Origin of the sequence: Coprococcus comes ATCC 27758 (genome assembly GCF_025149785.1) — a bacterium.
GTDB lineage: Bacteria > Bacillota > Clostridia > Lachnospirales > Lachnospiraceae > Allocoprococcus > Allocoprococcus comes.
The window spans coordinates 390,320-417,112 of sequence record NZ_CP102277.1; the positions used below are offsets into that span (position 1 = coordinate 390,320).

Annotated in this window: 30 protein-coding genes and 4 pseudogenes; 25 read left to right on the forward strand and 9 right to left on the reverse strand. The window is 37.5% G+C overall.

Translation table 11 applies throughout. The features are described from left to right. Nucleotides 1–30: 30 nt before the first annotated feature. From NQ556_RS02070 to NQ556_RS16620, 5 genes and pseudogenes are all read right to left on the reverse strand, one after another. Nucleotides 31–540 carry a helix-turn-helix domain-containing protein gene (locus tag NQ556_RS02070; protein ID WP_008370126.1) on the reverse strand — a complete coding sequence of 170 codons (510 nt, stop codon included), beginning with the start codon at nucleotides 538–540 and terminating at the stop codon, nucleotides 31–33. Nucleotides 541–689: 149 nt separating this feature from the next. After that, nucleotides 690–1,004, reverse strand: a complete 315-nt coding sequence (locus NQ556_RS02075; RefSeq protein WP_005342838.1) for a DUF3784 domain-containing protein — start codon at nucleotides 1,002–1,004, stop codon at nucleotides 690–692. A 54-nt stretch (nucleotides 1,005–1,058) separates the two neighbouring features. Beyond that, nucleotides 1,059–1,454 carry a DUF6483 family protein gene (locus tag NQ556_RS02080; protein WP_008370133.1) on the reverse strand — a complete coding sequence of 132 codons (396 nt, stop codon included), beginning with the start codon at nucleotides 1,452–1,454 and terminating at the stop codon, nucleotides 1,059–1,061. Nucleotides 1,455–1,478: 24 nt separating this feature from the next. After that, nucleotides 1,479–1,664 carry a DUF6440 family protein gene (locus NQ556_RS02085; RefSeq protein WP_005342831.1) on the reverse strand — a complete coding sequence of 62 codons (186 nt, stop codon included), beginning with the start codon at nucleotides 1,662–1,664 and terminating at the stop codon, nucleotides 1,479–1,481. Nucleotides 1,665–1,727: 63 nt separating this feature from the next. Beyond that, nucleotides 1,728–1,859: pseudogene (locus tag NQ556_RS16620) on the reverse strand (class I SAM-dependent methyltransferase); the annotation flags it as partial. A 567-nt stretch (nucleotides 1,860–2,426) separates the two neighbouring features. Here NQ556_RS16620 and NQ556_RS02090 point away from each other — a divergent pair. The 11 genes and pseudogenes from NQ556_RS02090 to NQ556_RS02140 all read left to right on the forward strand — a co-directional run. After that, nucleotides 2,427–2,615 (forward strand): annotated as a pseudogene (locus tag NQ556_RS02090) (ParA family protein); the annotation flags it as partial. A 165-nt stretch (nucleotides 2,616–2,780) separates the two neighbouring features. Continuing rightward, a complete protein-coding gene (locus NQ556_RS02095; RefSeq protein WP_005609481.1) occupies nucleotides 2,781–3,494 on the forward strand; it encodes a lantibiotic protection ABC transporter ATP-binding protein in 714 nt (237 codons plus the stop codon). Beyond that, a complete protein-coding gene (locus NQ556_RS02100) occupies nucleotides 3,487–4,218 on the forward strand; it encodes a lantibiotic immunity ABC transporter MutE/EpiE family permease subunit (RefSeq protein WP_004853398.1) in 732 nt (243 codons plus the stop codon). The genes NQ556_RS02095 and NQ556_RS02100 overlap by 8 nt, the downstream gene beginning before the upstream one ends. Nucleotide 4,219: 1 nt before the next feature. Continuing rightward, complete coding sequence (locus NQ556_RS02105) at nucleotides 4,220–4,960, forward strand: lantibiotic immunity ABC transporter MutG family permease subunit (protein WP_118085452.1); 741 nt, start codon at nucleotides 4,220–4,222, stop codon at nucleotides 4,958–4,960. Between the two features lie 14 nt (nucleotides 4,961–4,974). Further along, nucleotides 4,975–5,637, forward strand: a complete 663-nt coding sequence (locus NQ556_RS02110) for a response regulator transcription factor (protein ID WP_008370149.1) — start codon at nucleotides 4,975–4,977, stop codon at nucleotides 5,635–5,637. Beyond that, complete coding sequence (locus tag NQ556_RS02115) at nucleotides 5,625–7,001, forward strand: sensor histidine kinase (protein WP_008370151.1); 1,377 nt, start codon at nucleotides 5,625–5,627, stop codon at nucleotides 6,999–7,001. The genes NQ556_RS02110 and NQ556_RS02115 overlap by 13 nt, the downstream gene beginning before the upstream one ends. Before the next feature lie 173 nt (nucleotides 7,002–7,174). Beyond that, nucleotides 7,175–7,477 (forward strand): annotated as a pseudogene (locus tag NQ556_RS02120) (ParA family protein); the annotation flags it as partial. Between the two features lie 386 nt (nucleotides 7,478–7,863). Continuing rightward, a pseudogene (locus NQ556_RS02125) lies at nucleotides 7,864–8,118 on the forward strand (hypothetical protein); the annotation flags it as partial. 125 nt (nucleotides 8,119–8,243) lie between these two features. Further along, nucleotides 8,244–8,714 (forward strand): flavodoxin, encoded by a 471-nt coding sequence (locus NQ556_RS02130; protein WP_008370160.1) that lies wholly within the window; start codon nucleotides 8,244–8,246, stop codon nucleotides 8,712–8,714. A gap of 28 nt (nucleotides 8,715–8,742) precedes the next feature. Beyond that, a complete protein-coding gene (locus NQ556_RS02135) occupies nucleotides 8,743–9,510 on the forward strand; it encodes a carboxymuconolactone decarboxylase family protein (protein WP_173692771.1) in 768 nt (255 codons plus the stop codon). A gap of 10 nt (nucleotides 9,511–9,520) precedes the next feature. After that, nucleotides 9,521–10,525 (forward strand): aldo/keto reductase, encoded by a 1,005-nt coding sequence (locus NQ556_RS02140; RefSeq protein ID WP_173692770.1) that lies wholly within the window; start codon nucleotides 9,521–9,523, stop codon nucleotides 10,523–10,525. Nucleotides 10,526–10,928: 403 nt separating this feature from the next. Here the strand turns inward: NQ556_RS02140 and NQ556_RS02145 are convergent, their stop codons facing one another. The 3 genes from NQ556_RS02145 to NQ556_RS02155 all read right to left on the reverse strand — a co-directional run bounded on the left by NQ556_RS02145 (nucleotide 10,929) and on the right by NQ556_RS02155 (nucleotide 13,211). Then, nucleotides 10,929–11,249 (reverse strand): maltose acetyltransferase domain-containing protein, encoded by a 321-nt coding sequence (locus NQ556_RS02145; RefSeq protein WP_243257369.1) that lies wholly within the window; start codon nucleotides 11,247–11,249, stop codon nucleotides 10,929–10,931. Between the two features lie 143 nt (nucleotides 11,250–11,392). Beyond that, complete coding sequence (locus tag NQ556_RS02150) at nucleotides 11,393–11,749, reverse strand: hypothetical protein (RefSeq protein WP_008370167.1); 357 nt, start codon at nucleotides 11,747–11,749, stop codon at nucleotides 11,393–11,395. A 166-nt stretch (nucleotides 11,750–11,915) separates the two neighbouring features. Continuing rightward, nucleotides 11,916–13,211, reverse strand: a complete 1,296-nt coding sequence (locus NQ556_RS02155) for an ATP-binding protein (RefSeq protein WP_008370170.1) — start codon at nucleotides 13,209–13,211, stop codon at nucleotides 11,916–11,918. A 389-nt stretch (nucleotides 13,212–13,600) separates the two neighbouring features. Here NQ556_RS02155 and NQ556_RS02160 point away from each other — a divergent pair, with 389 nt between their 5' ends. The 8 genes from NQ556_RS02160 (at nucleotide 13,601) to NQ556_RS02195 (ending at nucleotide 21,348) form a co-directional block, all read left to right on the forward strand. Further along, the gene (locus NQ556_RS02160; protein ID WP_173699235.1) at nucleotides 13,601–15,034 is read left to right on the forward strand and encodes a phospholipase D family protein; all 1,434 of its coding nucleotides are present in this window, start codon (nucleotides 13,601–13,603) and stop codon (nucleotides 15,032–15,034) included. Further along, on the forward strand, nucleotides 15,013–15,723 hold the full coding sequence (locus NQ556_RS02165) for a response regulator transcription factor (protein ID WP_003693048.1): 711 nt from the start codon (nucleotides 15,013–15,015) through the stop codon (nucleotides 15,721–15,723). The genes NQ556_RS02160 and NQ556_RS02165 overlap by 22 nt, the downstream gene beginning before the upstream one ends. After that, nucleotides 15,723–16,766 (forward strand): HAMP domain-containing sensor histidine kinase, encoded by a 1,044-nt coding sequence (locus NQ556_RS02170; RefSeq protein ID WP_117502258.1) that lies wholly within the window; start codon nucleotides 15,723–15,725, stop codon nucleotides 16,764–16,766. The genes NQ556_RS02165 and NQ556_RS02170 overlap by 1 nt, the downstream gene beginning before the upstream one ends. A 31-nt stretch (nucleotides 16,767–16,797) precedes the next feature. Further along, entirely contained in the window at nucleotides 16,798–17,862 is a 1,065-nt protein-coding gene (locus tag NQ556_RS02175) for an FUSC family protein (protein WP_006858452.1), read from the forward strand. Then, entirely contained in the window at nucleotides 17,852–18,424 is a 573-nt protein-coding gene (locus tag NQ556_RS02180; protein ID WP_005335451.1) for a CDP-alcohol phosphatidyltransferase family protein, read from the forward strand. Before NQ556_RS02175 ends, NQ556_RS02180 begins: the two co-directional genes overlap by 11 nt. Nucleotides 18,425–18,668: 244 nt before the next feature. Then, nucleotides 18,669–20,186 (forward strand): PDDEXK family nuclease, encoded by a 1,518-nt coding sequence (locus NQ556_RS02185; protein ID WP_195253617.1) that lies wholly within the window; start codon nucleotides 18,669–18,671, stop codon nucleotides 20,184–20,186. Nucleotides 20,187–20,693: 507 nt separating this feature from the next. Further along, nucleotides 20,694–20,909 carry a hypothetical protein gene (locus tag NQ556_RS02190; protein WP_055248899.1) on the forward strand — a complete coding sequence of 72 codons (216 nt, stop codon included), beginning with the start codon at nucleotides 20,694–20,696 and terminating at the stop codon, nucleotides 20,907–20,909. Nucleotides 20,910–20,931: 22 nt separating this feature from the next. Continuing rightward, nucleotides 20,932–21,348 (forward strand): hypothetical protein, encoded by a 417-nt coding sequence (locus NQ556_RS02195; RefSeq protein WP_008369083.1) that lies wholly within the window; start codon nucleotides 20,932–20,934, stop codon nucleotides 21,346–21,348. Between the two features lie 50 nt (nucleotides 21,349–21,398). On the opposite strand, the gene NQ556_RS02200 is transcribed toward NQ556_RS02195, so the two are convergent. Beyond that, nucleotides 21,399–21,914 carry a helix-turn-helix domain-containing protein gene (locus NQ556_RS02200; protein WP_044998574.1) on the reverse strand — a complete coding sequence of 172 codons (516 nt, stop codon included), beginning with the start codon at nucleotides 21,912–21,914 and terminating at the stop codon, nucleotides 21,399–21,401. Between the two features lie 123 nt (nucleotides 21,915–22,037). Between NQ556_RS02200 and NQ556_RS02205 the strand changes: the two genes are divergently transcribed. The 6 genes from NQ556_RS02205 to NQ556_RS02230 all read left to right on the forward strand — a co-directional run bounded on the left by NQ556_RS02205 (nucleotide 22,038) and on the right by NQ556_RS02230 (nucleotide 26,792). Then, on the forward strand, nucleotides 22,038–22,277 hold the full coding sequence (locus NQ556_RS02205; RefSeq protein WP_243257505.1) for a hypothetical protein: 240 nt from the start codon (nucleotides 22,038–22,040) through the stop codon (nucleotides 22,275–22,277). 594 nt (nucleotides 22,278–22,871) lie between these two features. Next, nucleotides 22,872–23,384 carry an HD domain-containing protein gene (locus NQ556_RS02210; RefSeq protein WP_195196766.1) on the forward strand — a complete coding sequence of 171 codons (513 nt, stop codon included), beginning with the start codon at nucleotides 22,872–22,874 and terminating at the stop codon, nucleotides 23,382–23,384. 28 nt (nucleotides 23,385–23,412) lie between these two features. Further along, nucleotides 23,413–23,685, forward strand: a complete 273-nt coding sequence (locus tag NQ556_RS02215; protein WP_008369091.1) for a hypothetical protein — start codon at nucleotides 23,413–23,415, stop codon at nucleotides 23,683–23,685. Between the two features lie 44 nt (nucleotides 23,686–23,729). After that, nucleotides 23,730–24,596: a TrmH family RNA methyltransferase gene (locus tag NQ556_RS02220; protein ID WP_008369093.1), complete on the forward strand. Its 867-nt coding sequence runs from the start codon at nucleotides 23,730–23,732 to the stop codon at nucleotides 24,594–24,596. 482 nt (nucleotides 24,597–25,078) lie between these two features. Next, nucleotides 25,079–25,861 carry a ZIP family metal transporter gene (locus NQ556_RS02225; protein WP_044998575.1) on the forward strand — a complete coding sequence of 261 codons (783 nt, stop codon included), beginning with the start codon at nucleotides 25,079–25,081 and terminating at the stop codon, nucleotides 25,859–25,861. A 19-nt stretch (nucleotides 25,862–25,880) separates the two neighbouring features. Continuing rightward, nucleotides 25,881–26,792, forward strand: coding sequence for a ketopantoate reductase family protein (locus tag NQ556_RS02230; RefSeq protein WP_044998707.1), 912 nt, complete (start codon nucleotides 25,881–25,883; stop codon nucleotides 26,790–26,792). Nucleotide 26,793 lies beyond the last annotated feature (1 nt).

The window sequence follows — 26,793 nt, forward strand, 5'->3', positions numbered from 1 at the left end:
CACACCCTTAGCTGGGCGCACAACTGGAATTTATCTTTTCTTATATGTCACCACAACTCCAACCACCGAAGTCAAAAAAACAATCGGTGCGAGTCTTACAAACAAGAATTCAAACCCATGCAGTATTGTTCCTGCCACTGCCAACTCAGGATCATTGTAATTCCAATTCAAATAAAAACTATTCGTAGATGCAAGTGCGATAAATATTACCACTATAACCGCACACAATGAAATAAGAATCCATCGAATCGTTTTTACCTTTGTTATACTTCTTTTTGCAAGCTGCAAATTAATAACTTCTAATTTTTCAGAAAGAATCTTTAAATCATCGGTAGTCGGTTCTGCTACAGGTTCTCCAAGTAATTCACTTACAGTAGTATTCAGTTCATTCGCCAAAATAATCAGCATACTGGAATCTGGAACTGACAAACCATTCTCCCATTTTGATACTGTCTGTCTTACTACGTTCAGTTTAATTGCCAGTTCTTCTTGCGACAGCCCTTTTGACTTTCTAATTCTTTTGATATTTTCATTTAGCATAATCTCTGCCTCCTTGTTTTTGATAGCTCAATTCTATATTCAATAGAGCCGTTGCCACAAGCAATACATATTAACATCCGCTTATTCACGGGCTTTTCACAGACAAATCTCGATTTTTCGTTCTCTGCGACTTCCCAATAAATGGGAATTTAACGTTCTCTTTTATGTCTATCAATAAGCAACAAAACAAACATAATAAGCCATATCCCCCATGCGATCCAACAGCCTATTCCTTGATATTGGATATCTATGATTATTCCAATAATAAAAGGAACTGACATAAACATCATTCTTTTTCCATATGCCTTACACATAGCATTCTCATCGTATTTCTTTCGTTCATCCGCTGATTTCATATTATAACCCGACAAGAATTTAGTAGCTTTTCCTTCTGATTTATAAAACCACATTCCAAACAAAAACATAATCACTGCCATCATAAAGTCAAAAACAATATAGAACATATAATACAATTTCTCCTTTCAGCCAATCACTCTTATCTCTTTGAATTTTCTACATTACTCTTCAGCTTTGACAAAACATAGCAAATCAGTATATCCTGACTGCATAAGTAATTGCTTAAAACCAGACATCACTTCTTCTTTTGTATAATTATTATTTTTCAAAAACTCACTATCCTTCTCACTAAGGTATTGGTAGAAAAGAGCTGCTGCCATTACCTCATTTCTGTCTGTATAATCAATGCTATCTAAAAGTATATTCTCTGCTTCGTTAATTTCCCCAGAATCAATCATATCAAGAAAATTTTTCAAATTTTTCCCTGATACTTCATATTTATTTTCTTTTTCAAGTTCAACAGAAACATACTTTTTCCCAAACATTAAAGAAAATAATACTCTTACCATTTCTTTTATCATTCGCATAATATAGTCTTTTTCGTCTGTGAAATACATTTTTCACCTCCATAACTACCGATTTTACTTTGTAACTATGACTTTTCCTTCTGAATCCAGAAGAGGTGTAATAGCCGCTCCATATCCAGATTTCCAACAAAGATAGTTAACCCCAGTCTCCTTATCTACAAGGATTTGGCGAACTCCTTCATCCTTAAGCTGACTTCCGTCTCTAAATGTAACTTCAAATCGTTCTTCTTTCTTTGCCATGTTTATTTCTCCTTTTTTCAAGCGTTAAATTTAAATTTTCCTGTTATACAAACTAGAAATTGGCTATTTCGTTGCAACAATACTTATCCAATGATTTTTTGTATTTGAATACGTTTTTATCTCTGTAAAACCTGCTTCTTTCAAAGCAGCAATGAGTTGATCAGATGTGTAAATCTTCATACCATCAATCAACTTTAAATTCTAATTTGTTTCTATCTTTATTTCTTAATTATACACGGGATTTGAAGCTTTTTCTACTTATCTATTGTTCTAAAATCTCTCTCAAAAAAATAATTAAAAAAATTTATAAAAAATAGGGTGTCAAAAGCCTGAGCAATTCCAAATAAGTGAAGGGAGTAATTCCAATCAACAAAAATGGAACGCCTTCCTTTGAAATTTAAAACTGAATATACAGGTCACTAAGACGTTAATTCTGATGATAGCCACCTTATCGGGTACGCCATAACTTTTGTGGATGCAGAACAGCGAGAACTCCCGGTATGAGTGTCAGGTTGCTCCTGACATGGCGATGACAGTCAGAAAGATAATGATACTTCTCTAAGGAGCTGGCGGAGTACCCGGCAGAGGTTAGAATCCTATGATACAGATCAGCAGTCTGTTCCTTAGTAGCTTCCCATGAGCGATACGCTCGGCAAGGGGTGTTGAGAACAAATGTTGCCACGACCGTTTAGGAAATGAAACGGTCAGGTACATAGTCATTCTACAATGGCTATGAATATTCAGGAAAGGAGGACGCAAGAAGTGTCAAACTGCAAAACGATTGCCATCTGCAATCAGAAAGGCGGAGTAGGAAAGACCACCATTTCGGTCAATCTCGGAATCGGTCTTGCAATGCAGGGAAAGAAAGTATTACTTGTTGATGCAGACCCACAGGGAGATTTAACCACTTGTCTGGGGTGGCAGGATACGGACAGTCTGGGTATCACGCTTCGTATTTGTAACAGCTTTGCTGATTTCAGTGGAAAGCCGAGTTCTGATAATGATATTTAATTGATGGTTTATTCCATACGGGAATAAATCTTCATCAAATCTTTATTTTTTTCTGTTAGGTTATATTTCAGTAAGAAATGAAATGTAGAAGGAAGGATAGTAAAGATGGAAATGATGTTACAGACACAAAATCTATGTAAATATTTTAGAAAACAGAAAGCGGTAAATAATGTTTCACTTAATATCGAAAAGGGACAGATTTATGGACTGCTTGGACCGAATGGCGCTGGTAAATCTACCACATTGAAAATGCTGACCGGTATGATGAAACCAACTGCAGGAAAGATTTACTTTGATGGAAAACTTTTGGATAGGAAAGATTTATCAAAAATAGGAGCGTTAATTGAAAATCCGCCTATTTATGAAAATCTTTCCGCCAGAGAGAATTTGAAGGTAAGACAATTATTGCTTGGTACAGATGAAAACAGAATTGATGAGGTCTTGCAGATTGTATCACTTACAAACACCGGAAAGAAGAAAGCAGGACAGTTTTCTTTGGGGATGAAGCAAAGACTAGGCATTGCAATGGCATTGCTTGGAGAACCGGAACTTTTGATATTGGATGAACCTACGAATGGATTAGATCCAATAGGCATCGAGGAATTACGAGAGCTGATCCGGTCTTTTCCGGAACAGGGAATCACTGTAATTCTCTCCAGTCATATTCTCTCAGAGGTACAGTTACTTGCAGATAAAGTCGGGATTATTTCAGGTGGAATCTTAGGATACGAAGGAGCATTAAAGCAGGGAGATAATCTTGAAGATTTGTTTATGAATGTGGTAAGAAAAAACCAGAAAGCAGGTGAAATCCATGGTTAATATTATAAAAGCAGAACATCAAAAAGCCAAAAGAACCATGCGAAAAAAGTTTATCTGGGGATTTCCTCTTCTTACATTTGTCATGGCATTTATATTTACTCTTGGGATGACAAATGCTTATGCAGAAAGTGTTTGGAACTGGTGGTATACACTTTTGCTGCCGGGGATGATTGCTCTATTTTGTTATCTTTCTGTGGCGCAGGAGAAAAAGATAAAATACTATCATTTAATGACTATTCCCACAGACAGAAGAAAATTGTTGCTGGGGAAAATTATTTATATTGGGTACATGATTTTGTTTTCTAATGTGATTGTGTTTGCAGGAGCAACGCTTGGAGGCTTTCTTCTAACGACACATGTTCCAGTTGGAGGAGCGTTGATTGCAGTATTGTTTCTGACGGTTTCTGAGTTATGGGAGATTCCGGTAGCTTTATTTTTAAGTGAACGATTTGGAATGATTGTAAACCTGTTCGTCTGCCTATTTATTACCGTCAGCGGTGTGGTAATATCACAAACCAGAATCTGGTATGTACTTGTTTCTGCAATCCCTATGCGAATGATGTGCCCGTTGCTTCATGTTTTACCAAATGGACTTGCCGCAGAAGCAGGGAATCCTCTTTTGGATACGGGAGTCATTGTTCCGGGAATGTGTCTCTCAATCATCTGGTTTGTTTTTGTAACGGTTCTGTTTTTGAAATGGTTTGAGAGAAGAGAGGTGAAATAAGATGATTGGAAGATCTCTTAATGCAGACTTGCGAAAGATGAAAGGAACATCTGTGATTCTGGCACACTTACTGATTCCGATTATAACCAGCGTTATATTTTTAATATATTACTTTTTTTCACCATGGAATGAAAATATGAAAGTGATTGCATTTTATCAGGCAATAGGAGCAGGACTTCCGGTACTTATTGGAATTTTTACAGCAAGTGTGATGGAACAGGAACAAAATGCAGGTGATTTTCAAAATCTGTTGTCTTTACCGGATAAACCTGTAGCATTTTTATCGAAACTGTTGATGCTACTGGTTTTGTGTCTGTGCTCTATCCTATTGACAGCAATCATATTCGGAATTGGATTTGGAAGAATCGCATCAAGCGATATCGAAATCATGAAAGGATGTATATTTGCAGCATTGCTGCTGTGGGGAAGCAGTGTTCCACTTTATCTGTGGCAGCTGATTCTGGCTTTTCAGTTTGGAAAAGGGGTATCCATTGGAGCAGGGATTATATCAGGACTAATTAGTGCATTGATGCTTACCGGACTTGGAGATTATGTGTGGAAATATGTATTTGTCTGCTGGACGGGTAGAGTACCATATACTTATCTGCAATCTGTATTGGGAGAAACTAGTGTAGGTGAATGGTTGTCATTCATACCAGGTTGCTTAATATTTACAGGGATTAGTATGGTATACTATTTTTGGTGGGTAAACCACTGGGAAGGAAATAGAATATCGGAATAGAATCGAGGGAAACTATGGCAAAAATACTGGCAGTTGATGATGAACCGGCAATTCTGGAAATGATAGAAAGCATTTTGAATAAGGATGGACATCTGGTTACCAAAGTAAGTAATCCACTGAAACTTAATATGGAAGAATTACATCGTTATGACCTGATTTTACTGGACATTATGATGCCTGGAATTGATGGCTTCGAATTATGCAAAAGAATCAGGGCACTTGTGGATTGTCCGATTTTGTTTCTTACGGCAAAAACGGAGGAAAACAGTCTGGTAAACGGACTTTCTTTAGGAGCAGATGATTATATTTCAAAGCCATTTGGAGTGATGGAACTTCGGGCAAGGATCAATGCACATCTTAGAAGAGAGCACAGGGAACATTCTGTCCGGATGGTTTTGGGGAGGGTCTGTATTCAAATATCTCAAAAGAAACTATTGGTTGATGATAAGGAACTTCCTCTTACGAAAGCGGAGTACGAAATCTGTGAATTTCTGGCTAAAAACAGAGGACAGGTTTTCTCGAAGGAACAGATTTTAGAAGAGGTCTTTGGTTTTGACAGTGAGAGTAATGACAGTACCATTATCACGCATATCAAAAATATAAGAGCAAAATTTGCGGATTATGATTATACACCGATAAAAACAGTCTGGGGGATTGGATATAAATGGGAAGAGTAAAGAGAAGCAATGCACTCAGCTGGATTTTTATGAGATATGTACTGGTCATGCTTGGATCATTAGTAGGTTTGGTGATTGTTGCTTGGCTGCTGCTGTACCTTTTGATTAGTGTGGGCTGTATCTATCCGGCGAATTATGCAGAGCAAAAGATTAATGAAGCATATGATACGATTTTACGTGCGGATAAAGTAACTGCTGAGATGATTCCTGCACTTTGTGATTATGTAATCTTTTCAGAGAATGGAGAGAAAATAGGTGGAGATCTGTCAGAACAATACGAACAGATAGCATGGAATGTTGCAAAGTACGGAAACGCATCCGGGAAATATTTTTATAAAGTAATTGTAAGGGAAAATGAATATGTTGTATTGCAATATCGCCTGACACCTCAATATCATTCAGCTTTTTTGAGGGAGCATTTTATAGGACCACAGAATGTGATGAGTATTATGTCAGTGATTGGAGCGGTAGCGATTATCATCATTCCGTCCATACGTTTTGGAAAAAGAATCAAAAAGCAGATGCAGCCTGTATTAGACGCAATCAGACAAATAAAGGATCAAAATCTGGAATATGAGACATCCTGTTCCGGTATCAAAGAGTTTGATGACTGTTTATCGGCAATCGATGATATGCGAGATGCATTGCGAGAATCTTTAGAAAAGCAGTGGAAAACAGAGCAGGAAAAGAAACAGCAGATGTCTGCTTTGGCGCATGATATTAAAACACCTCTTACGATTGTACGGGGAAATGCAGAACTACTTTCAGAGACTGAACTGACCACAGAACAGAAGAAAAATATCACTTATGTTTTGAACGGCACAACACAGATACAAAGTTATGTAAAACAGTTGATAGATGTCACAAAATCATGGAATTGCAGTGATGTTACCTATACAACGGTGAGGTTAGAAGATTTTTTCGCAGATATAAAAGAACAGGCACTCGGACTGGTAGAAAGCTATCACCAGAAGATAGATTGGAAGGCGGAACAAAGTGATAAAAAGGTAACGATTGCTTATGATCCAATGTTCCGGGCCGTAATGAATGTGATTCAGAATGCAGTGGAGCATACAAAAGAAAATGGAATCATTTATATTGACGCAAAGGAGCAGGATGGCCGGCTGACATTCATTGTGGAGGATAGCGGATCAGGATTTACAAAAGAAGCATTATTGCATGGCACAGAGCAGTTTTTTATGGATGACACAAGTAGAAATGGCGAAGCCCATTATGGGATGGGACTATTTTTTGCAAAAACTGTGGCTGAAAAATATGGTGGAGGTATTAAACTTTCAAATTCTGAAAATACAGGTGGGGCGAGGGTAGAAATATTTTTCCTGAGTAGTCAAGAAACAAGCTAAATAGACCGCAATTAAGCTATGTAAAAGAAATTTTACATGCTTTTATCTAATATGTAAAAGCCTTTTGATAGACATTACTACTACGTTTGCTGTAATCTCATGGAAGAAGGAGGCATACAGAATTATGATAGCTGATAAAATTAAAAATGCTCGTACTATTCTTTATTACATAACTAACGCTCAATGCTCTTTCGGCGGCAGACAGTGTGATTATTCCGGTTCAGGCTCAATATCTGCCAGCAAAAGGAATGACGCAGCTCGTGCAGACGATTTCAAGGGTAAAGAAGTATATCAATCCGGATATTAAGATTGATGGAATACTTCTGACTCTCGTAGACAGTCGGACTAATCTTGCTAAAAGTACGGTGGAAGCTCTGAGGGAAAACTTCGGGAATCATATTAAGATGTACCGGACATCTATCCCAATCGGAGTAAAAGCCGCAGAAGCTTCTTCAAAAGGCAAGAGCATTGGAGCATTAAAACAAGTATTTAAGGCAGAGGGCAGACCGTGACAGCAGATAATGCTTATCGTTCCCCCCTTCTCACACTCTACCCCCTATAACCTACAGTTTACCTGCTGAAAATATATATTCTATCTCCATATTTATAACTATCTCATAAAGTTATGGTTATCTATAAGAACCAGTCGTACAGTTGGAAAAGTACAGGAGGTTCTGGTACGATAAAAATTTAGCTTTCTTCTTCGGCAGGTATTGGAAGAACAACAGGGATAAAAATGCAATAAAAGTTGGACGCACTGTGGATAACCGGTGCGTTCGTTTTGTTTAAGGAGGAAAAACGAATGGCAAAATTAAAAATCAAGAGAGCTGTGTCGTTTGTGATGGCAACAGTTCTCAGCCTTGGAAAAGACTTTTCGAAACTGCAGATTGCTTTTACAAGTAATCTTGGAACGAATGCCGGAGTTATGGCAGCAAATGGACTGGGCTATCCGGTATCCATCGAAGGTGCTGCAAAGTATTGGCGGGAGGATATTCTTGTACAGCGAAGAATTTCTCCTGAAATCACAACAAGTACTGTGATTGCCTGGAGACGAAACATTCCATATTCTCTGGCGGTCAGTAAAATGATAGAAGAAATAAATGCTTTTCAGGCATAGAATGGAATTCAATATAAGCATTAGACATAATAAAACATCAGGTATAAAATAGATGTATAAGAGAAATTCAAATCTTATACATCTATTTTTATACGAAAAATTCGCAAAGAAAGGGGATTTTTATTATGAGTAAAAATTTAGTCGCATTTTTCAGTGCAAGCGGGACAACAAAAAAAGTAGCAGAAATGATTGCAGAGGAAGCAAAAGCGGATTTATTTGAGATTGAGCCAAAAGTTTCATATACAAAGGCTGATCTTGACTGGATGAATAAAAAATCCCGCAGCAGTGTGGAAATGAGTGATAAGAAATACAGACCGGAGATTATGAAGAAAAAGATGGATATGAGTTCTTATGACGAGATCCTTCTGGGATTCCCAATCTGGTGGTATGTAGCTCCGACAATTGTCAATACATTTTTGGAAGCCTATGATTTCAGTGGCAAAAAGATTGTGCTCTTTGCAACATCCGGTGGAAGTGGATTCGGTAATACTGTAAAGGAATTACAGCCATCTGCACCGGATGCGGTTATCACAGAAGGCAGCCTGTTAAACCGTGGAACAAAACAGGAAATCAGTGAGTGGGTAAAATCTTTATAAATAACAGTGCTATGGAGGTATACAGAAAATGGAAAAAATAGTACAGACAGCAGGAAGAAATACACTTGGTGAATTCGCACCGGAATTTGCACATTTTAACGATGATGTACTTTTCGGCGAAAACTGGAATAACCAGGACATCGACGTAAAAACCAGAAGTATCATTACAGTGGTTGCTCTGATGGCTTCCGGAATTACAGATTCTTCTTTAAAATATCATCTTCAAAATGCAAAAAATCATGGTGTAACACAAAAAGAGATTGCCGCAGTAATCACACATGTTGCATTTTATGCAGGATGGCCAAAAGCATGGGCAGTTTTTAATCTGGCAAAGGAAGTATGGCAGCCGAAGGAAGGAGATCTTCCATATGAAGATGAAGGTATGAGAGCACATGCGAAATCGATGGTATTTCCAATTGGTGCACCAAATGATGGCTTTGCACAGTATTTTTCTGGCAGAAGTTTTCTTGCACCGATTTCCACTTCTCAGGTTGGCATTTTCAACGTGACATTTGAACCCGGATGCAGGAATAATTGGCATATTCATCATGCAAAAAGCGGTGGCGGGCAGATCTTAGTATGTGTAGCCGGCCGAGGGTTTTATCAGGAAGAAGGCAGGGATGCGGTAGAAATGAAACCGGGTGACTGTATTAACATTCCGGTAGATGTAAAGCACTGGCATGGGGCCGCTCCGGATGAATGGTTTTCCCATCTGGCAATTGAGGTGCCGGGAGTGGATTGTTCCAATGAGTGGTGTGAGGCGGTATCGGAGAAAGAGTACGCTGGATTAAGATAAGGAGAGCACTATGGAATACGGTAAACTCGGAAATACAGATATAGAAGTGTCAAAATTATGTGTGGGCTGCATGAGTTTTGGGAAAGCTGGAACCATGCATGACTGGACGTTGGATGAAGCTGAAAGTGAGAATGTTATCAAGCATGCACTTGATTTGGGGTATAACTTTTTTGATACAGCAAATGGATATTCAGCAGGAACAAGTGAGGAATATTTAGGTAAAGCATTGAAGAAAAATGTAGCGAGAAATCAGGTTGTGATTGCATCCAAGGTATATTTTAATGAAGGTCGTTTATCAAGACAGGCAATCATGAGGGAAATAGATGGAACTCTGTCACGTCTTGGAACCGACTATCTTGATTTATATATCATCCATAGATTTGACTATGATACACCAATTGAAGAAACTATGGAGGCACTGCACGATCTGGTAAAAGCAGGAAAGGTCAGGGCACTTGGTGCATCTGCCATGTATGGATATCAGTTTTATAATATGCAGTTAGCCGCAAGAGACAATGGATGGACACCATTTTCTGCGATGGAGAATCATTATAATTTGCTTTACAGAGAGGATGAGAGAGAATTGCTACCAATTTGTAAGCAAATGAAAGTTTCGTTAATGCCGTATAGCCCTCTTGCAGCCGGACATCTGTCAAGACCACAGTGGAAATCAGAGTCTCTTCGTGGAACCACGGATAGGGTTGCCATGGGAAAATATGATAAGACTGAAGCGGAAGACATGCAGATAGTTAAACGTGTAGCGGAGCTTGCCGAAAAGTATAACTGCAAAATGTCCCAGATAGCCATTGCATGGCAGTGGGCAAAGGGAATTCTATCGCCTATTATTGGGGCAACCAAAACGCAGTATCTGGATGATTCAGCCGGAGCATTTGACATTAAATTAACTGCCGAAGACCTTGCATATCTTGAAGAGCCATATGTTCCACATGAGATAGTTGGTGCAATTGATAAAAATCCGGCGCAAGGTGTTATTTTGCTTGATGAAAAGAAATAATAAAGAACGAGGTGTAGCCATATAAAGAAATATTTATCAGTTATTCTGGAAATTATCCTCACAGCCTGTCTGGTTGCATGTGGTAGTTCTAACAAGGATTCCGTGAACGATGATAAACAAGAGATAAGACTGGGAAAAATGAATATGCCAGAGCGTGAGGTTGTAGAATTGCTGAGTAACGGAGACGTAGAATTAAAAATTTCGAAAGAATGAAATTACTGTTTTTCTATACGAAGAGCTCGACAGATTTTAGATAATTGCGATCTGTGAAGGATTTGCAATTTTAGGAATGATATTTTTGATTATCAGTTGATAGTCAACTTCCAGTTTGCTAACTTGCCCTTTGAGAGAGGAGAAATCCTTTTCTCAAAGGGTTTTTTCTATTTATACGGATATTCGCAAACTACAAGATAATCATCACATTATCGCCTATATGTATTTCACATACATCTAAACATGTAAAATTAAAATTAGCAAAACTGAGTTTTCCCAAAAAAGTATTGCATCCGTAATCAAAATAAACAGGTGCCTGCAAATACGGAAGCTCCTCTGTTGTTAGCAGTAATTCTTGCAATATCTGTGCTTGTTCTTCTGGCTGATCTTCATCTGTCGAATTGTATTTTCTTGCTAATTTACGTGCATTCAGGCGTAATTGCTCCAATTCTTTATCCGTTGGATCGTACAACTCCCCACTTAACATTTTTTCTCTTTCAGTTATTTCCAATAACCTCCAAATTCTGATTAAGATTCACCTGTTATATTTTGTTATTAAAATTCTCCGCAAACCCTTGAAAATACTGGATTTATCGCAGGTGAGCTTTCCCTTATTGTTTCCCTTGTGTTATATCGTCCCATCAATGTTTCTTTTTACTTATATGTCTTACATGTTGACGCTTCCGCAAGAATCTGAGCCAGTTTTTCTGTTTCACTAAGACTTAAATTCATATGAATTAGAGCTTCCCGTACAATTTCGCCTACCGTTGCTTTTCGTTTTTTCTTCCAGAAGCTTGCAAGTTCTGCTGTAGAATTCAGCAGTTCATCGTATTCTTCATCGCTTATTTCATCATATTTTCCGGCCTTTACATCAGCCAGGAATTCTATTGCCGGATTAGGCATCGGAACATCAATCATACCTTTCGTCAAAAATTCGATATAAGTTTTCCAGAAATCAAAAGCTTGTTTTTTAACATAAATGTACCCTCCAGTCTTATATTCATTTTCCATGGAAAATATTTGTGTCTCTTTGTTTGTGTTTCTATCTTACCACACCACAAATTCACATCTGTAATCCCGAAGGATAACGAAGGAAGAAGGTGATTTCTTATCGCATCCTCCCATTTATTTGATTTTTGTAGTAAGCTCTTGCTTTGGCTCATTAGAATACTATTATTTATTTTTCAAGAATTTGCGGATCAAGGAGAAAGTCATAAATGTTTACAGTCAAGATACCATAGTCATCATAATAGGGCTGTACAATATCTTTTGTAATAACAATCTTTTTGAAAGAATCATCAATTTTTCTGAACGGTCTGATTTCCTGAGTTCGTTTCGCTTCATCTGGCAGCGAGTATGCAGACTGGATATAGTATCTGGAAGAACCAAGATTGCATACAAAATCAACTTCCAGCTGTTTACGGACAACCTTACCTTCCTGATTTCTTTCTGCAATCGGTATTACACCCACGTCCACACTGTAACCACGCATACGAAGTTCATTATAAATTACATTCTCCATAGAATGAGTCTGCTCAAACTGACGGAAATTGATTCTGGCATTACGAAGGCCAAGATCGGAAAAGTAATATTTCTTTGGTGTTTCAATATATGCTTTTCCTTTAATGTCATATCTTTGTGCTGATTCAATCAGAAAAGAATCCTCTAAATAATCCAGATATTTTTTAATAGTAGCGGAAGTGATTCTGGATTTCTTTACCGTCCTAAAAGTATTCTTCAATTTTTCTGGATTGGTCAGCGAACCAATGGCAGAGGAAAGAATATTCAGAAGATCCTCCAGTTCTCCGATGTTCCTCACTCGGTTACGTTTGGTAATATCTCGAAGATAAATCTCATTGAACAAATTCTGCAATGAAACTGCCTTATCGTTTGCTCCCTCACGAAGAACAACCAGAGGAATACCTCCATACAGCATATATTCAGATAATCCCATGTACTTATCACCACTGTAAATGGTCATAAACTCGGCAAAGCTCAGGGGATACATATGAACCTCATCACCACGACCGGCGAACTCGGTGGCTATATCTTTAGACAAAAGTTTTGCATTACTTCCTGTCACAAATACATCCATATTATCTTTGCGAAGATAGCCATTCAAAACAGCTTCAAAACAATCCAACATCTGAATTTCATCAAGCAACAGATAATACATTTCTTCACCTACAACTTTTGAACGGATATAAGCCATGAACTTTTCAGGGTCAACTCCACGCTTTTCCTTTTCAATCTGAATCAGGCTTTCGCCAATCAGATAAAGATCATCGGCTGAATCAAACGCAAAGCGAATGATGTGGTCAGCATCAACTCCGCTTTCCAATAAATGATGATAAAACAGATTATTCAGTAAATAGGATTTTCCACATCGACGAATACCAGTAATTACCTTAATCAGTCCATTATTCTTTCTTTTTATCAATTTATCCAAATAGAAATCTCTGCGAATCTCCATCTTAAAACCTCACTGTAAAAGATTTTTGCAACATGTTGCATTTTTCTATTCTAGTATATCCGGATGGACTTCAAAAATCAACATGTTAGCCGGACATTGGAATAGATTTTTGTAACTTGTTGAGTATTTCTATTCCACAATTATATTATATCCTTTAGAAGCAGTGTTTATCCCGCCTTTTAATCGTGTTTTTCATTACTTCATCGTCTTTGCCAGTGAATTGAGCAATGCTCGCATCTCTGCATTTGCTAATACTTTTGCCAGAAGTTCCGGATCGACTTCATCAGCAACAGTTTGCATGGATGAAAAAAACAAACCTTGTTGAGGTTAAATTGAGATTGACTTTGTATTGTATAAGTATGAAATAAAAAGGAATCAGGTGATGTACAATGAAAAAGCATAAAATATGTAAAATCCTTCTTGTTATACTGGCAATTTTTTTATGTGTGGCTTTTTATGAATTGCTCGGAATCTGCGTTGCATATAAAAAGCAGCCGGAAGTGTCCAATACAACCAAAAAAGAAACAAAAAATGGGTCATGGAACGAATGCAGTGAAAATACAGAACGGGCAGTAATCATAGAAAAGAATCCAGAAGCGCTTTTACAAAGAGTGCGTTTGATCAAGAATGCAAAAAAGGAAATTGTTCTTTCTACTTTTGCATTTCAATCCGATGAAAGTGGAAAATTGATTTTAGGAGCACTGCATGATGCGGCAGACAGAGGTGTACATATTCGTCTGTTAGTAGATGGAATGGAGAGCTGGATTGATATGGAAGGAAATCCGTATTTCTATGGATTATCTTCCCATGAGAATGTTGAAATTAAACTGTATAATAAGGCCAATCCGTTGAAACCGTGGAAAATGATGGGTAGAATGCATGATAAATATTTGATTGCAGATGGAAAGAGATATATTCTTGGGGGAAGAAATACATACAATTATTTCCTGGGTGATTTTCCGGGACATAAGAACTATGACAGAGACGTGTTAGTGGTTTGCGATGAACCTGAGAAAGAAAATTCAGTTAACCAGTTGTCAGAGTATTTTGAAACCATATGGAATCAGGAAGACAGTGGTTATTTTCATAACAATAAAAAACTGGCAAATAGAAAATCTGTAAAGAACGCAGTTTTAAAGCTGCAGAACGGCTATCAGAAATATTTTGAAGAGAATAAGGAAAGAATCTGCGATACCGATTACACGGACGAAACTTTTGAGACAGAAAAGATTGCATTAGTGTCAAATCCTATTCACACAGGTTCCAAAGAACCAGTAGTGTGGTATCAGTTGGGAGAATTGATGAAAAATGCAAAAAATCGTGTGAAGATCCACACGCCATATATTATCTGTAATGATATGATGTATAATACATGGGAGGAGATTGCAGAGAACGTTTCAGATTTTTCTATCATGACAAATTCAGTTGCGAATAATGGGAATCCATTTGGGGCTGCCGATTATGCGAAAAACAGAAATAGAATCTTAAGTACAGGAATTAATATCTGGGAATATGAAGGCGGTTATTCATACCACGGAAAAAGTATTCTGATTGACGATGATCTGTCTGTAATCGGTTCCTTTAATATGGACATGAGAAGTGCATATCTGGATACGGAACTGATGCTTGTAATTCGCAGTAAAGATATTAATAAACAGTTGGAAGAGGGCATGATGGAATATGAAAGAGTGTCCCGCCAGGTATTGGAAGATGGAACCTATCGTGATCCATATCATGTAGAGCCAATCGAATTAACAAAGAAACGTCAGAGAAAAATATTTTTGGTACAGCATCTGCTTGGATGGGCAAGGTATCTGTTTTAATAAGGAGGAAGGAAAACGTGTTTCAAATATTGATTGTAGAAGATGATAAAGAATTAAGCCAGCTATTCCAAAAAGTGCTTGAGAAGAATGGATATCAAGTCAAAAGTGCATCGGATGGAGCACAGGCATTAGAAGTATTGGATAAGGAATATATTGATCTGATCATTTCTGATATTATGATGCCGGTTATGGATGGTTATGAACTGGTGTCGGAACTCCGTTCAGCAGGATATCAGATACCGGTACTTATGATCACTGCGAAAGGTTCCTTTGATGATATGCGCCAGGGATTTCTTTCGGGAAGTGACGATTATATGGTAAAACCGGTAAATGTGAATGAAATGGTTTTAAGAGTCGGAGCACTGCTTCGCCGTGCACAGATACTGAATGAACACAAAATTGTGATCGGTTCAACAGAGTTTGATTATGATGCAATGACGGTTACAACTGATAAGGAAAGTCTTGTTTTGCCTAAAAAAGAATTCCTGCTTTTATATAAGCTTGCAGCTTCGCCAGGCAGAACATTTACAAAACAACAGTTGATGGATGAAGTATGGGGATACGAGACGGAGGCAGACCCACATACGATAGAGGTACATATAGGAAGGATCAGGGAGCGTTTTAAAGATAACCCTGATTTTGAAATCGTAACAATGCGTGGAATTGGATACAAGGTGGTGAAAAAATAATGGAACAAAAGAAAGAAAAAGGATTGCGGATCCGATCCTGTCTGACTGGTGCAATCTGGCTGGCACTTGTATTTTCAACAGTCATATCTGCTTTATTATTTGCTTTTTTGAATCATTTTTTTAATCTGCCGGGCAGCATACCTGTGCTTGGCTGGCTTTTGATTTTCAATACATTGATTGCAGGGCTGATCACTTCCTTTATCAATGCAAAGTTACTGGAACCAATTACCAGACTTAGTAAAGCAATGAAGGAAGTTTCTCAGGGAGATTTTGAACAGCATTTGGAAACGAACAGCCGTATAGCAGAAGTTGGAGAATCTTATCAAAGTTTTAACGTTATGACAAAAGAACTTCGTGCAACAGAGGTGCTGCAGATGGATTTTGTATCTGATGTTTCTCATGAGTTTAAGACCCCGATTAATGCCATTGAAGGATATACAATGCTGCTTCAGGGAGAAGAACTGTCTCCGGATCAAGAGGAATATGTAGAAAAAATCTTATTTAACACCCAAAGACTTTCCGGATTGGTTGGTAATATTTTGCTGTTATCCAAGTTAGAGAATCAGAATATACCAATGAAAAAAACAGAATATCGTCTGGATGAACAGATCCGCCAGGCATTTCTTTCATTGGAAACAAAATGGACAGAAAAAGAAATTGGTTTTCAGGTAGAATTGGAGGAAGTTAAATATACTGGGAATGAAGGACTTTTTATGCATATCTGGATAAATCTTTTGGATAATGCGATTAAGTTCAGCCCTTCAAAGGGGACAATTACGATGTTTCTGAAACAAGAACAGGATTCTGTTAAGTTCATTCTGGAAGATGAAGGACCAGGAATAGAGGATGATGTAAAATCCAGAATATTTGACAAGTTCTATCAGGTAGATGGATCTCATAAAGCAGAAGGAAATGGCCTAGGTCTTGCACTTGTAAAACGGATTGTAGATAGTGCCGGAGGAACAATCAAAGCAGAAAACCGTGAATATGGTGGATGCAGATTTGTTGTAGAGCTTCCAATACAGAAAGATGAGGCCATATAAGTTTAAGAAAAACAGATAGAGGAGGAATTACATGACATTTTATCAGGAATTGCAGTTAAATCAGGCAGGTTCTAAAAATCTGTTGAAAAAGAGTGAAACAGTGAAAGAAAAATCATATCATATACTGGTATATTTGGTAAAGATAGCTGTTACAATGGCATTTTGTTTTTTATTTGTTACTATTTTCAGTATCTTATTTGGAAATGAGAACAGCATTGTAGGTGTAGTGGTCTTATTATGTCTCATGGTGTTTAGAAATGCGGATCTGGGGATCCACACCGGACAATCTACGATGCTTTTGGCTTTGTTCTTTGTAATTATGACTGTATGTCCGCATTTAGCAAATCAGTTTTCACCGGTATTGGGAATGCTGTTAAATATTGCGGCACTGGCTGTGTTGATTCTGTTCGGATGCCATAATCCATTCATGTTTAATCAATCTACATTGGTTCTTGGGTATCTGCTGCTATATGGTTATGATGTTACGGGAAAAAGCTATCAGATGCGATTAGTCGGAATGGCTTTAGGTGCAGCACTTACCTGCTTCGTATTTTATCGAAATCATAAAAACAGAACTTATAAAAGAAATCTGAAAGATCTGATACAAGAATTTGATATCACTTCTTCCAGAACAAAATGGCAGATATGTCAGATTTTATGCGTACCGATTGTCCTTTGCATTGCAGAACTTTGTAATATGCCACGTGCAATGTGGGCTGGTATTGCGGCCATGTCCGCGATTTTGCCGTTTATGGAAGATATGCACTACAGAGTCCGTAAAAGGATTGTCGGAAATATTGCAGGTGTTATATGTTTTACAGTATTATATTTTCTGCTTCCTTCGTCAATCTATGCATATATAGGAATTCTTGGTGGAATCGGTGTAGGATTTTCAGCACAATATGGCTGGCAGGCAGTATTTAACACATTTGGTGCTTTAGCCATTGCTGCAGAGACTTATGGACTACAAGGAGCGGTTAGTCTTAGAGTGATTCAAAATGTTTTTGGTGTTGTGTTTGCTTTAGCATTTTGTGTTATATTTTATTGGTTTATGTCTAAAAAAAAGGAAAGTGATGTGACTGTACATGCAGAGTGAAGTGAATCAGGAAGAAAATTTGAATAGAATTATTACGGTTCCTAATCTTCTTTCTTTTTTTCGGCTTTGTCTGATTCCGGTAATTATATGGAGTTATTGTGTAAAGAAAAATCCTCTGTTAGCTGGTGAAATCTTATTGCTGTCTGGTCTTACGGATCTTGCTGATGGATATATCGCAAGAAGATTCCATAGGATTAGTAATTTAGGAAAAATACTTGATCCGGTGGCTGATAAGCTGACACAGGCAGCGATGTTAATCTGTCTGTTTACTCGTTTTCCGCATGTGCTTCTTTTAATCGTAATAATGGCAGGTAAGGAGCTGTATATGGTAGTCAGTGGATGTCTTGTGATACGAAAGACAGGAAAAGTACATGGTGCAGACTGGCATGGAAAGATAGTAACCTTTTTATTATATGGAACTGCAGCGGTGCATATTATATGGTTCCACATTACACCTATGGTATCAGATCTGTTGATTGGTTTGTGCGCTATAATGATGGTCATATCGGTCGCTCTGTATATTATCCAGAATACCAGGACTCTTAAGGGAGAGACTGTATAAGCAATTTTATATTGCAATGACTAGAAAAATATTTAGGAGAAGATAGATTATTTGTATGAGAGGTCTAGAATATACAATATCAGGATTTGGAAAATTTCTTATTGTGATAGCAGTAAGTATTCTGGGAATTTCTTTATATAGAAAAATATAATAAAGGAAGTCAAAAAATAATGTTTTGGTGTACAGAACAGGATTTTTTGATTTTAGAAAGAAACACTTATCAAATTAGAATGCAGGCGTGTAAATGAGAAAATACATAACAAAAGCAAGTGAAAGAATAGGGGTAGAGAGTACATCCAGGGATGGAAAGAGGGCACAAGTTGTAAGTTATAGTACTTGTGAAAATTTTATAATCAGATTTTGTGATGGGAAAGAAATGAAGTTAAAAAATTGGAGATACTTTATTGAGGGAAACTTCAACTATGAAAAACATTTTAAAGCTCCAAGAAATAGAGAAGAGCGAATTGGCGAGAAAAAGGTAATGAATAATGGATTGACTGCTGAGGTTATTGAATACAGGGGGAGTCATGATATGGATATTTTGTTTGAAGATGGAGGAAAAAGAACGGGAGTATCCTGGCGGGATTTTTGTATCGGTAATATTGCACATCCTACAATTCATGGAGGAAATGTATCGCAAAATGAATTGGTATTAAGATTTTATTTAGAGTCATTGGGGTTTGTTCGAATTCCACAACGTTCAAAGCGTTCTGACAGAGTTGGTTTAGAAGGGAAAGAGCTTGATTTATATAATGATAAGCTGAAAATAGCGATTGAGTATGATGGTGAATATTCTCATACTAAAAATAAAGATGATGAAGGAAAGAATAAAATAGTTGAAAAGTTGGGAATAAAACTTTATCGTTTTAGAGAACCGGGATGTTCTGGTGTTAGTGGAAGAAACTATATTTTAGAGGATAGTAGATTTATGTCAGCTTCATTGGAATGTTGCCTGAAAAGTTTTGTCAGAGATGTTCTCAAAAAGGATGATAAGTTTATAAACTTTGAGAAAGATAAACGTACAATAAAGGAATATGTATCAAATAATAAACGTGCAACGATTCATTTATATGAAAAGAAAAAAATGAATAATGGTATGGTTGCAGAAATCATTAAAATGTCTAGTTGTCGAAATATCACTGTACAGTTCGAGGATGGAGAAATTGTATATCATAAATGTTATCAAAGTTTTGTTAAAGGAAATATTTCACATCCCAAAGATACAAGTCTGGCAAAAAAGAATCAAAGATTAAATTTACGAAAACAAATGAAGAACGGGATGATGGCAGAAGTGATTGAATATAATTTGAGTAATGATATCAAAGTGAAGTTTGATAATGGAGAAATAGTAAAAACAAGATGGGAAAGATTTAGTACAGGTAGTGTAGCAGTGCCTTCCTGTTATGCAAGAAATCATATAGGGGATAAAAAAATTCAAAACAGAGGTAATGAGGAGGCGGAGATTATTGAAGTAAAAGATGCAAATCATATCACCGTTAAATTTAAAGATGGCACTATTGTGAAAGATAGAAAATATGAGGATTTTATTCACGGAGCTATAGGTAAACCTGGGATTCCGCAACTGAGGCGTACTTTGAAAAATGAACGGTTATGGACAGAGAAGATAATGAGAAATGGAATGAAAGCTAAAATAGTTAGATATGGTTCTGCAAATGATATTGATATTAAGTTTTCAAATGGAACAATAGTTATGCATAAAACATATGCAAATTTCTGCTCTGGAAGTGTGGCATGTAAATAATGAGGAAAACAATTCGCAAATGTGCTCACTTGAGTCAGGAAGTGCTGATGAGAATATAGAAACAATGAAAGCGTATATGTGTAAGCAACGAGGAATGCACCTTGGTTCGAAGATTTCCAGAGAAGAAATTACAAAAAAAGTAAATCAGAGCAAATATGAAAAATACTGCTATATAACCAATAGGCTCAGAAGGGAACAATTCCCTCTGGGCCTTTTTAAATATTCCTCGAAAATTGAGAATTACATATGTTCAATTCTTTGTATTAGGTATATATTTTGAAAAGTTATCCGGTTATACTGACAATATCAAAAGGGAGAACTGTCAGAATGAGGTGAGCAGATGGATACAGCACAGAGAATAAGGTTAATTCGGATGATTGAAAAAATAGAGAAGAACCCAGAATTCAGTAGTAAAATCGGTGTGAGAAATACATCTGAGTTTGTATCAAGTAAACAATCAAAAAAATGAATGATTCAAATCATAACAGGAGTCAGAAGGAGTAGAATATGTTATCGTTACTATTTACTATATGCATGATCTGGTTTATTGGAAAATTTTTTATATTTGGTGTAAAAGCATCCTGGGGAATCTTAAAGTTGCTCTGTACAGTTGTGTTTTTTCCGGTGATTTTGATAGGAATGGTTGTTGGTGGACTGATTTATATTGCATTTCCATTGTTGATCATCGGCGGAATCATTGCACTTATATCATCTAACTCATAAAAATACGAGGAGGGAAGAAATTATGGGATATGATATAGAAAAAGAGAAACGAGAAGCGATTGAAGCAGGACAACGAGCGTTAAGTAGTCTTCGGACAGCAAAAGAAAACCTGAACAGTGCAAAAAATTGGGGACTGGTGGATATGTTTGGCGGTGGATTCTTTTCTACGATGTTGAAACACTCCAAGATGGATCAGGCCAGACAAAATATGGAACAGGCGAAATATGATCTTCGTAATTTCAGTAGGGAATTAAATGATGTGAACATGGCTTGTAATCTGAACATCAATACTGGAGATTTCTTATCTTTTGCAGATTATTTTTTTGATGGATTTGTTGTGGATTGGATGGTGCAGGATCGAATCAATAATGCCAGACATCAGGTGGAAGAAGCTATCCGCAGAACGGAATACATCATAAACCAGTTACAGTATATGTAAAGGAAAGAGGCAGTGGACCATAAATAGGTTCGCTGCCTTGTTTTTCATACTTATTTCTGTTTCTTTTTTTCTTCTCTGAGCAATTCGATGTTTAGTCCCTGCTCTCCGGCTGTTTTATCAACCCAGAGATTCAGGGAATCTATTGCCAGAGAAATTTCATCCAGTTTGTTACTGATAAAAGCAAAATCCTTGATCTCATCATCGCTGATCTTACCGTCACGGGCAATCTGGATCAGACGTGTGGTAAGAGGATTAATCTCATTCAGACTGGCAATGGTTTCCAGGATTATATTGGATAAATCAGAAACTTCGACCTCCGGGACATAACGATGACCGATTTCGCATTTATGAGAGCAGTAATAATTGCAGAGATCCGGGCGCTTGTAAGCATCAGCCATCTGGATGATATCGTAAGGTGTGGGTTCCTGCATTTCATATTCAAACTTTTCAATTTTAGAATCAGAAACAGCAGTCATTTTTTCACTGGCTTCTGATCTGGTGAGACCGGCTTTTTCCCGGCAAATCTGATAAATTGTCTTATTTTCTCTCGTAGATTGTTTCCCCATGAGAATAACCTCCCTGTATATCGCGAACATGAGGATTATCAGGCATTAAGTCCACATGCTGTGCGTGTATTTCCTTTATAGATTTTATTATACTTGAAGCATCAGTAAACAACAAGATTATAAATGGATAGGAAGCCAGAAAGACTACTGGTTGCTGAAAATCAGTATAAAGAATTCAAAAAGTCAGGGAAAAAACCAAATGATTTTTGCAAGGAAAATCTTAGAATGTCTGACGTAAAATCATATGATTACGTGTTTAATTATTTTTCTAATTCCGGGATTCTTGTGGAAGCAATAAAAGAGTATCATAGAACAGCTAAGATTCCAAAAGGTGAATATACGCTGCTCGATTTGTTAAAATAAAAAAATTGCCTGGTTCAGAAAATAAAAGATAATTCAAGATGCGGAAACCCTTAAAAAATCAAGGACTTCCGCACTTTTTTGTTTACAGAAAAATAATTTTGTAATCGCATACGCCAAATAGCAGAACACTAAGACGGAATCAATACACATGCACAATATCCGCTGGCAGGTTGAAAACAGTAGATGGTCAATAACACATAGATATTAATTTTTTAACTTGCCTTTTGAGAGAGGAGAAAATTCTTTTTTCAAAGGGCTTTTTCTATTTATGCGGATATTCGTAACTACAAGACAAAGCCCAAATTTCATATACTCTAAGTACATTGAAAAATTTGCTTCCAAGTACAAATTATACTTGCCGACAAAAGAAGAACTGAAAGCGGAGATTGAAACTCAAAAGGCAATGTTTTATCTTTAGCAGCAGGACAAGCGAAGCAAATAGAGAATTAACTGTAAAAAGTTAGAGCTCCATTTGTGTGTTCCATGGGCGCGCTCTAGCAGGTGCAAGACTAGAATGCAAAAAATAGATTTGCGAATGAAAAGTGTGCTATAGTTATAAAAGATAAATCAGAAGAAGTCAGGAGGAAGAATGCAATGAAAGACGAAAAATCTAAAATAACAGCAGTTGCCATTGAAAAAATGATTGATTTTTATCAGGGGAATTTGAGAGATATCGAACATTTCCTGAAAGTATGGGCGTATGCAAAGACGATAGGGGAGCAGGAAAGTGTGGATGAAAACACACAGGGAATTCTTGAACTTGCAGCTGTGGTGCATGATATATCCTGTCCACTTTGCCGTGAAAAATATGGAAACACAAATGGTAAAAATCAGGAACTTGAAAGTGAACCGCTGGTAAAGGAGTTTTTGGAAGGAATGCCTGTATCAGAACAGAAAGTGGAGCGTATTATCTGGCTGGTCACACATCATCATACATACACCAATATAGATGGGATTGATTATCAGATTTTAATAGAGGCAGATTTTCTTGTAAATGCAAGTGAGAGTAATTTTTCAAAAGTGTCGATTGAAAATGCGAAATCCCGTATTTTTAAGACGGCAGCGGGATGCAGATTGTTGGAATCAATATTTTTAAGAGAAGAATAATAAAAAGCATTATATTGGAGAATAATTTATGGCACAATCAAAACAGGATGAACTATACAAAGCACTGCAACAGAAAGGCTATCCGGACAGCCTTTGCAGGGAAATTGCTTATAAACAGATGAACACAGATTATACAGCAACAAGAATGCTCGGCTATCTGTACCGCATATCAGATCCGCGACCGGAAGATGTGGTGGATGAGATGCTGGCAATTCTAAGCGATCGGAATGCAATTATCCAGAAAAAAGAATTGGAACATGCGCAGGCAACGATCAATAAGGTGTATCGCGAAGGTCTGTAAAAGGTGATCAGATTAAATATACGGATGAAAACAGGGGAAAAGAAATGCTGAACGTAATAGAAATCAAAGACTTTAATGCGCCGGAATTGGATATTTATGCCAGGTACACAGAAGCACGGCTTCTGAATAAAGATCACCCAGAAGAGGGAATGTTCATTGCGGAAAGTCCGAAGGTGATCGGCAGAGCATTGGATGCGGGTTATGAGCCACTGTCTGTTCTTGTTGAAAAGAAGCAGATGGAAGAGAATGAAGAAACAAGTCAGATTATGAACAGATTTGATGATACGAAAGTATCGATTTTTACAGCGGATTTTGAGGTGCTGACTAAATTGACAGGCTTCAAACTGACCAGAGGAATGCTTTGCGCAATGAGACGGAAACCGCTTCGAAAATTTCAGGATCTGTGTGATGGGATAAATAGAATCGCGATTCTTGAAAATGTGCAGAATCCGACAAATGTAGGAGCAATTTTCCGGTCTGCAGCGGCTCTTAATATGGAGGCGGTACTTCTGAGTCCGGGATGCAGTGATCCGCTTTACAGACGGGCTTCCAGGGTGAGTATGGGAACCGTATTTCAGATTCCGTGGACATTTATCCGGGATAGCAATGAAATGCGGTGCAAGCGGGAAGTAATCTGGCCAAAACAGGCGATTGCAGAATTGAAAAAGCTTGGCTATAAGACGGCAGCACTTGCGCTGACTGATGATTCGGTCAGCATCGATGATTCGGAACTGATGAAGGAAGAAAAGTTGGCAGTTATTCTTGGAAATGAAGGTGAAGGACTGGAAAACGAGACAATAGCGCTATGTGATTATACGGTTAAAATTCCGATGACACATGGCGTTGATTCGCTGAATGTGGCAGCGGCGAGTGCGGTGGCATTCTGGCAGCTTGGGAAAATAATTCTGTAATGGTAACCGTATTGTATCAGATGACACGAAGGAGGAAAGAGATTTGACAGAACGTTTTCAGAAGATTGATGCAGTAATCGTAGAATCGAATGCAAAAACGTAGAATTTACACCTTTGGAAGATATGATATTTTTACAGTACTGCTGTCAGAAGGAGATACAACCATAACATTATTGTGTGAAAGAGTAAATTCCACCGCCCAGTTTTGTAAATTGTTGAAAGAAATATATTGTTATATGATTACGTAAGTGATATACTTAAGCATAAGAAAACCGTGTAAAATTACAGTTTGCTTTTTACGCGGTTTTCTTTATGCTAGACGGTTAGTTGAGGCTAACGAAATGAAAGTATGAAAGATTATAGAATAACATATATTAGGTATTAGGCAATATAATCAATAAGCTATAGAACTAATATTATACCGCTGAAGATAATTATTTTTGCCAATGAATTTTTTCGAGCATATATGGAAGGAAAATATAATGCGAATAAATATTTTTGAAGGTATACTGATTCCGTTTGTTGGAACAACGCTAGGTGCAGCATGCGTGTTTTTTATGAGAAAAACACTTAGCAAGTTACTGCAACGTGCACTTGCAGGGTTTGCAGCAGGTATAATGGTTGCGGCTTCAATCTGGAGTCTTCTGATTCCGGCAATTAAACAATCTGAAAATATGGGAACTTTATCGTTTGTTCCTGCAGTTGCTGGGTTCTGGATTGGTATATTGTTTTTACTCGCACTTGATCATTTGATTCCGCATCTTCATGTTGGAAGTGATCAGGCAGAGGGACCGAAAAGCAAACTTGGCCGTACTACGATGATGGTGTTGGCAGTTACATTACATAACATCCCTGAAGGTATGGCAGTTGGTGTAATGTATGCTGGATTTCTTGCTGAAAATGCACAGATTACAGCAACAAGTGCACTTGCTTTATCACTTGGAATTGCTATCCAGAATTTTCCAGAAGGAGCGATTATATCCATGCCGCTTAGGGCAGAGGGTGAAAGTAAGAGAAAGGCATTTCTGGGAGGTGTACTTTCAGGAGTCGTTGAACCGATTGGAGCAGTAATGACGATTCTTGTCGCACAGCTGGTAATCCCGGCATTACCATATTTACTCAGCTTTGCAGCAGGAGCCATGTTATATGTCGTGGTTGAAGAACTAATTCCGGAAATGTCTCAGGGACAGAACTCGAATATCGGTACGCTTTTCTTTGCACTTGGATTTAGTTTGATGATGATCTTGGATGTGGCACTGGGGTAAGAGGAGAGGAATGATTCTTATGAGAATATTGATTTATGGTGCTGGTGTGATCGGCTCCTTGTATGCAGCTTTATTTGCAGAAGCCGGTTATGATACAAGTATTTATGCCAGAGGAAAAAGATTTGAGGCTTTAAGAAATAATGGATTGCTATATAAGAAAAATCAGGAAGTAATAAAGGCAGAAATTAGGATTCTTGGAGAACTACCAAACGATGATATTTATGATTTTGTCTTGCTTACTGTCCGGGAAAACCAGCTGTATGAAGCACTTACTGAATTGAAAAATAATAAAAGTAATACGATTGTTACAATGATAAATTCACTGGACAGTTACAATAAATGGGAAGACATTGTCGGAAAAGGAAGAATATTACCGGCTTTTCCAGGAGCAGGCGGAAGTATAAATGATGATGGTATCCTTGATGCAGCACTCACTCCAAGGTTGATTCAGCCGACAACATTTGCAGAAATATCAGGAAATAAATCCGAAAGAACTAAGCAGTTTTCAGAGATATTGAGGCATGCTCATATACCATACCAGAAAGTAACGGATATGCATCTATGGCAGCTTTGTCATCTTGCTATGGTGGTACCGATTGCGGATGCGTATTATGAATCAGACGATCCGGAGAAAGTGGAAAAAGAATGGAAAATTATGAGGAAAACAGCGGAAAGGCTGAAAAGAAATTTTAACTTTTTGCGAAAACAAAAGGGTAAACTGTCACCATGGAAAATGAATATTTTTCGCTTTTTGCCATTGTCATTTCTGACGATTATGCTGGCAGTTACATTTGGAAGTAGTTTTGGAGATAAATTTATGTATCAACATGCTATGAAGGCACCAGATGAAATGAGGGAATTGCATAAGCAGTTTTATGCTTATATGAAAAGAATGAAGAAATGCGGATGCAAGACGAAAAAGGTACTGTGAT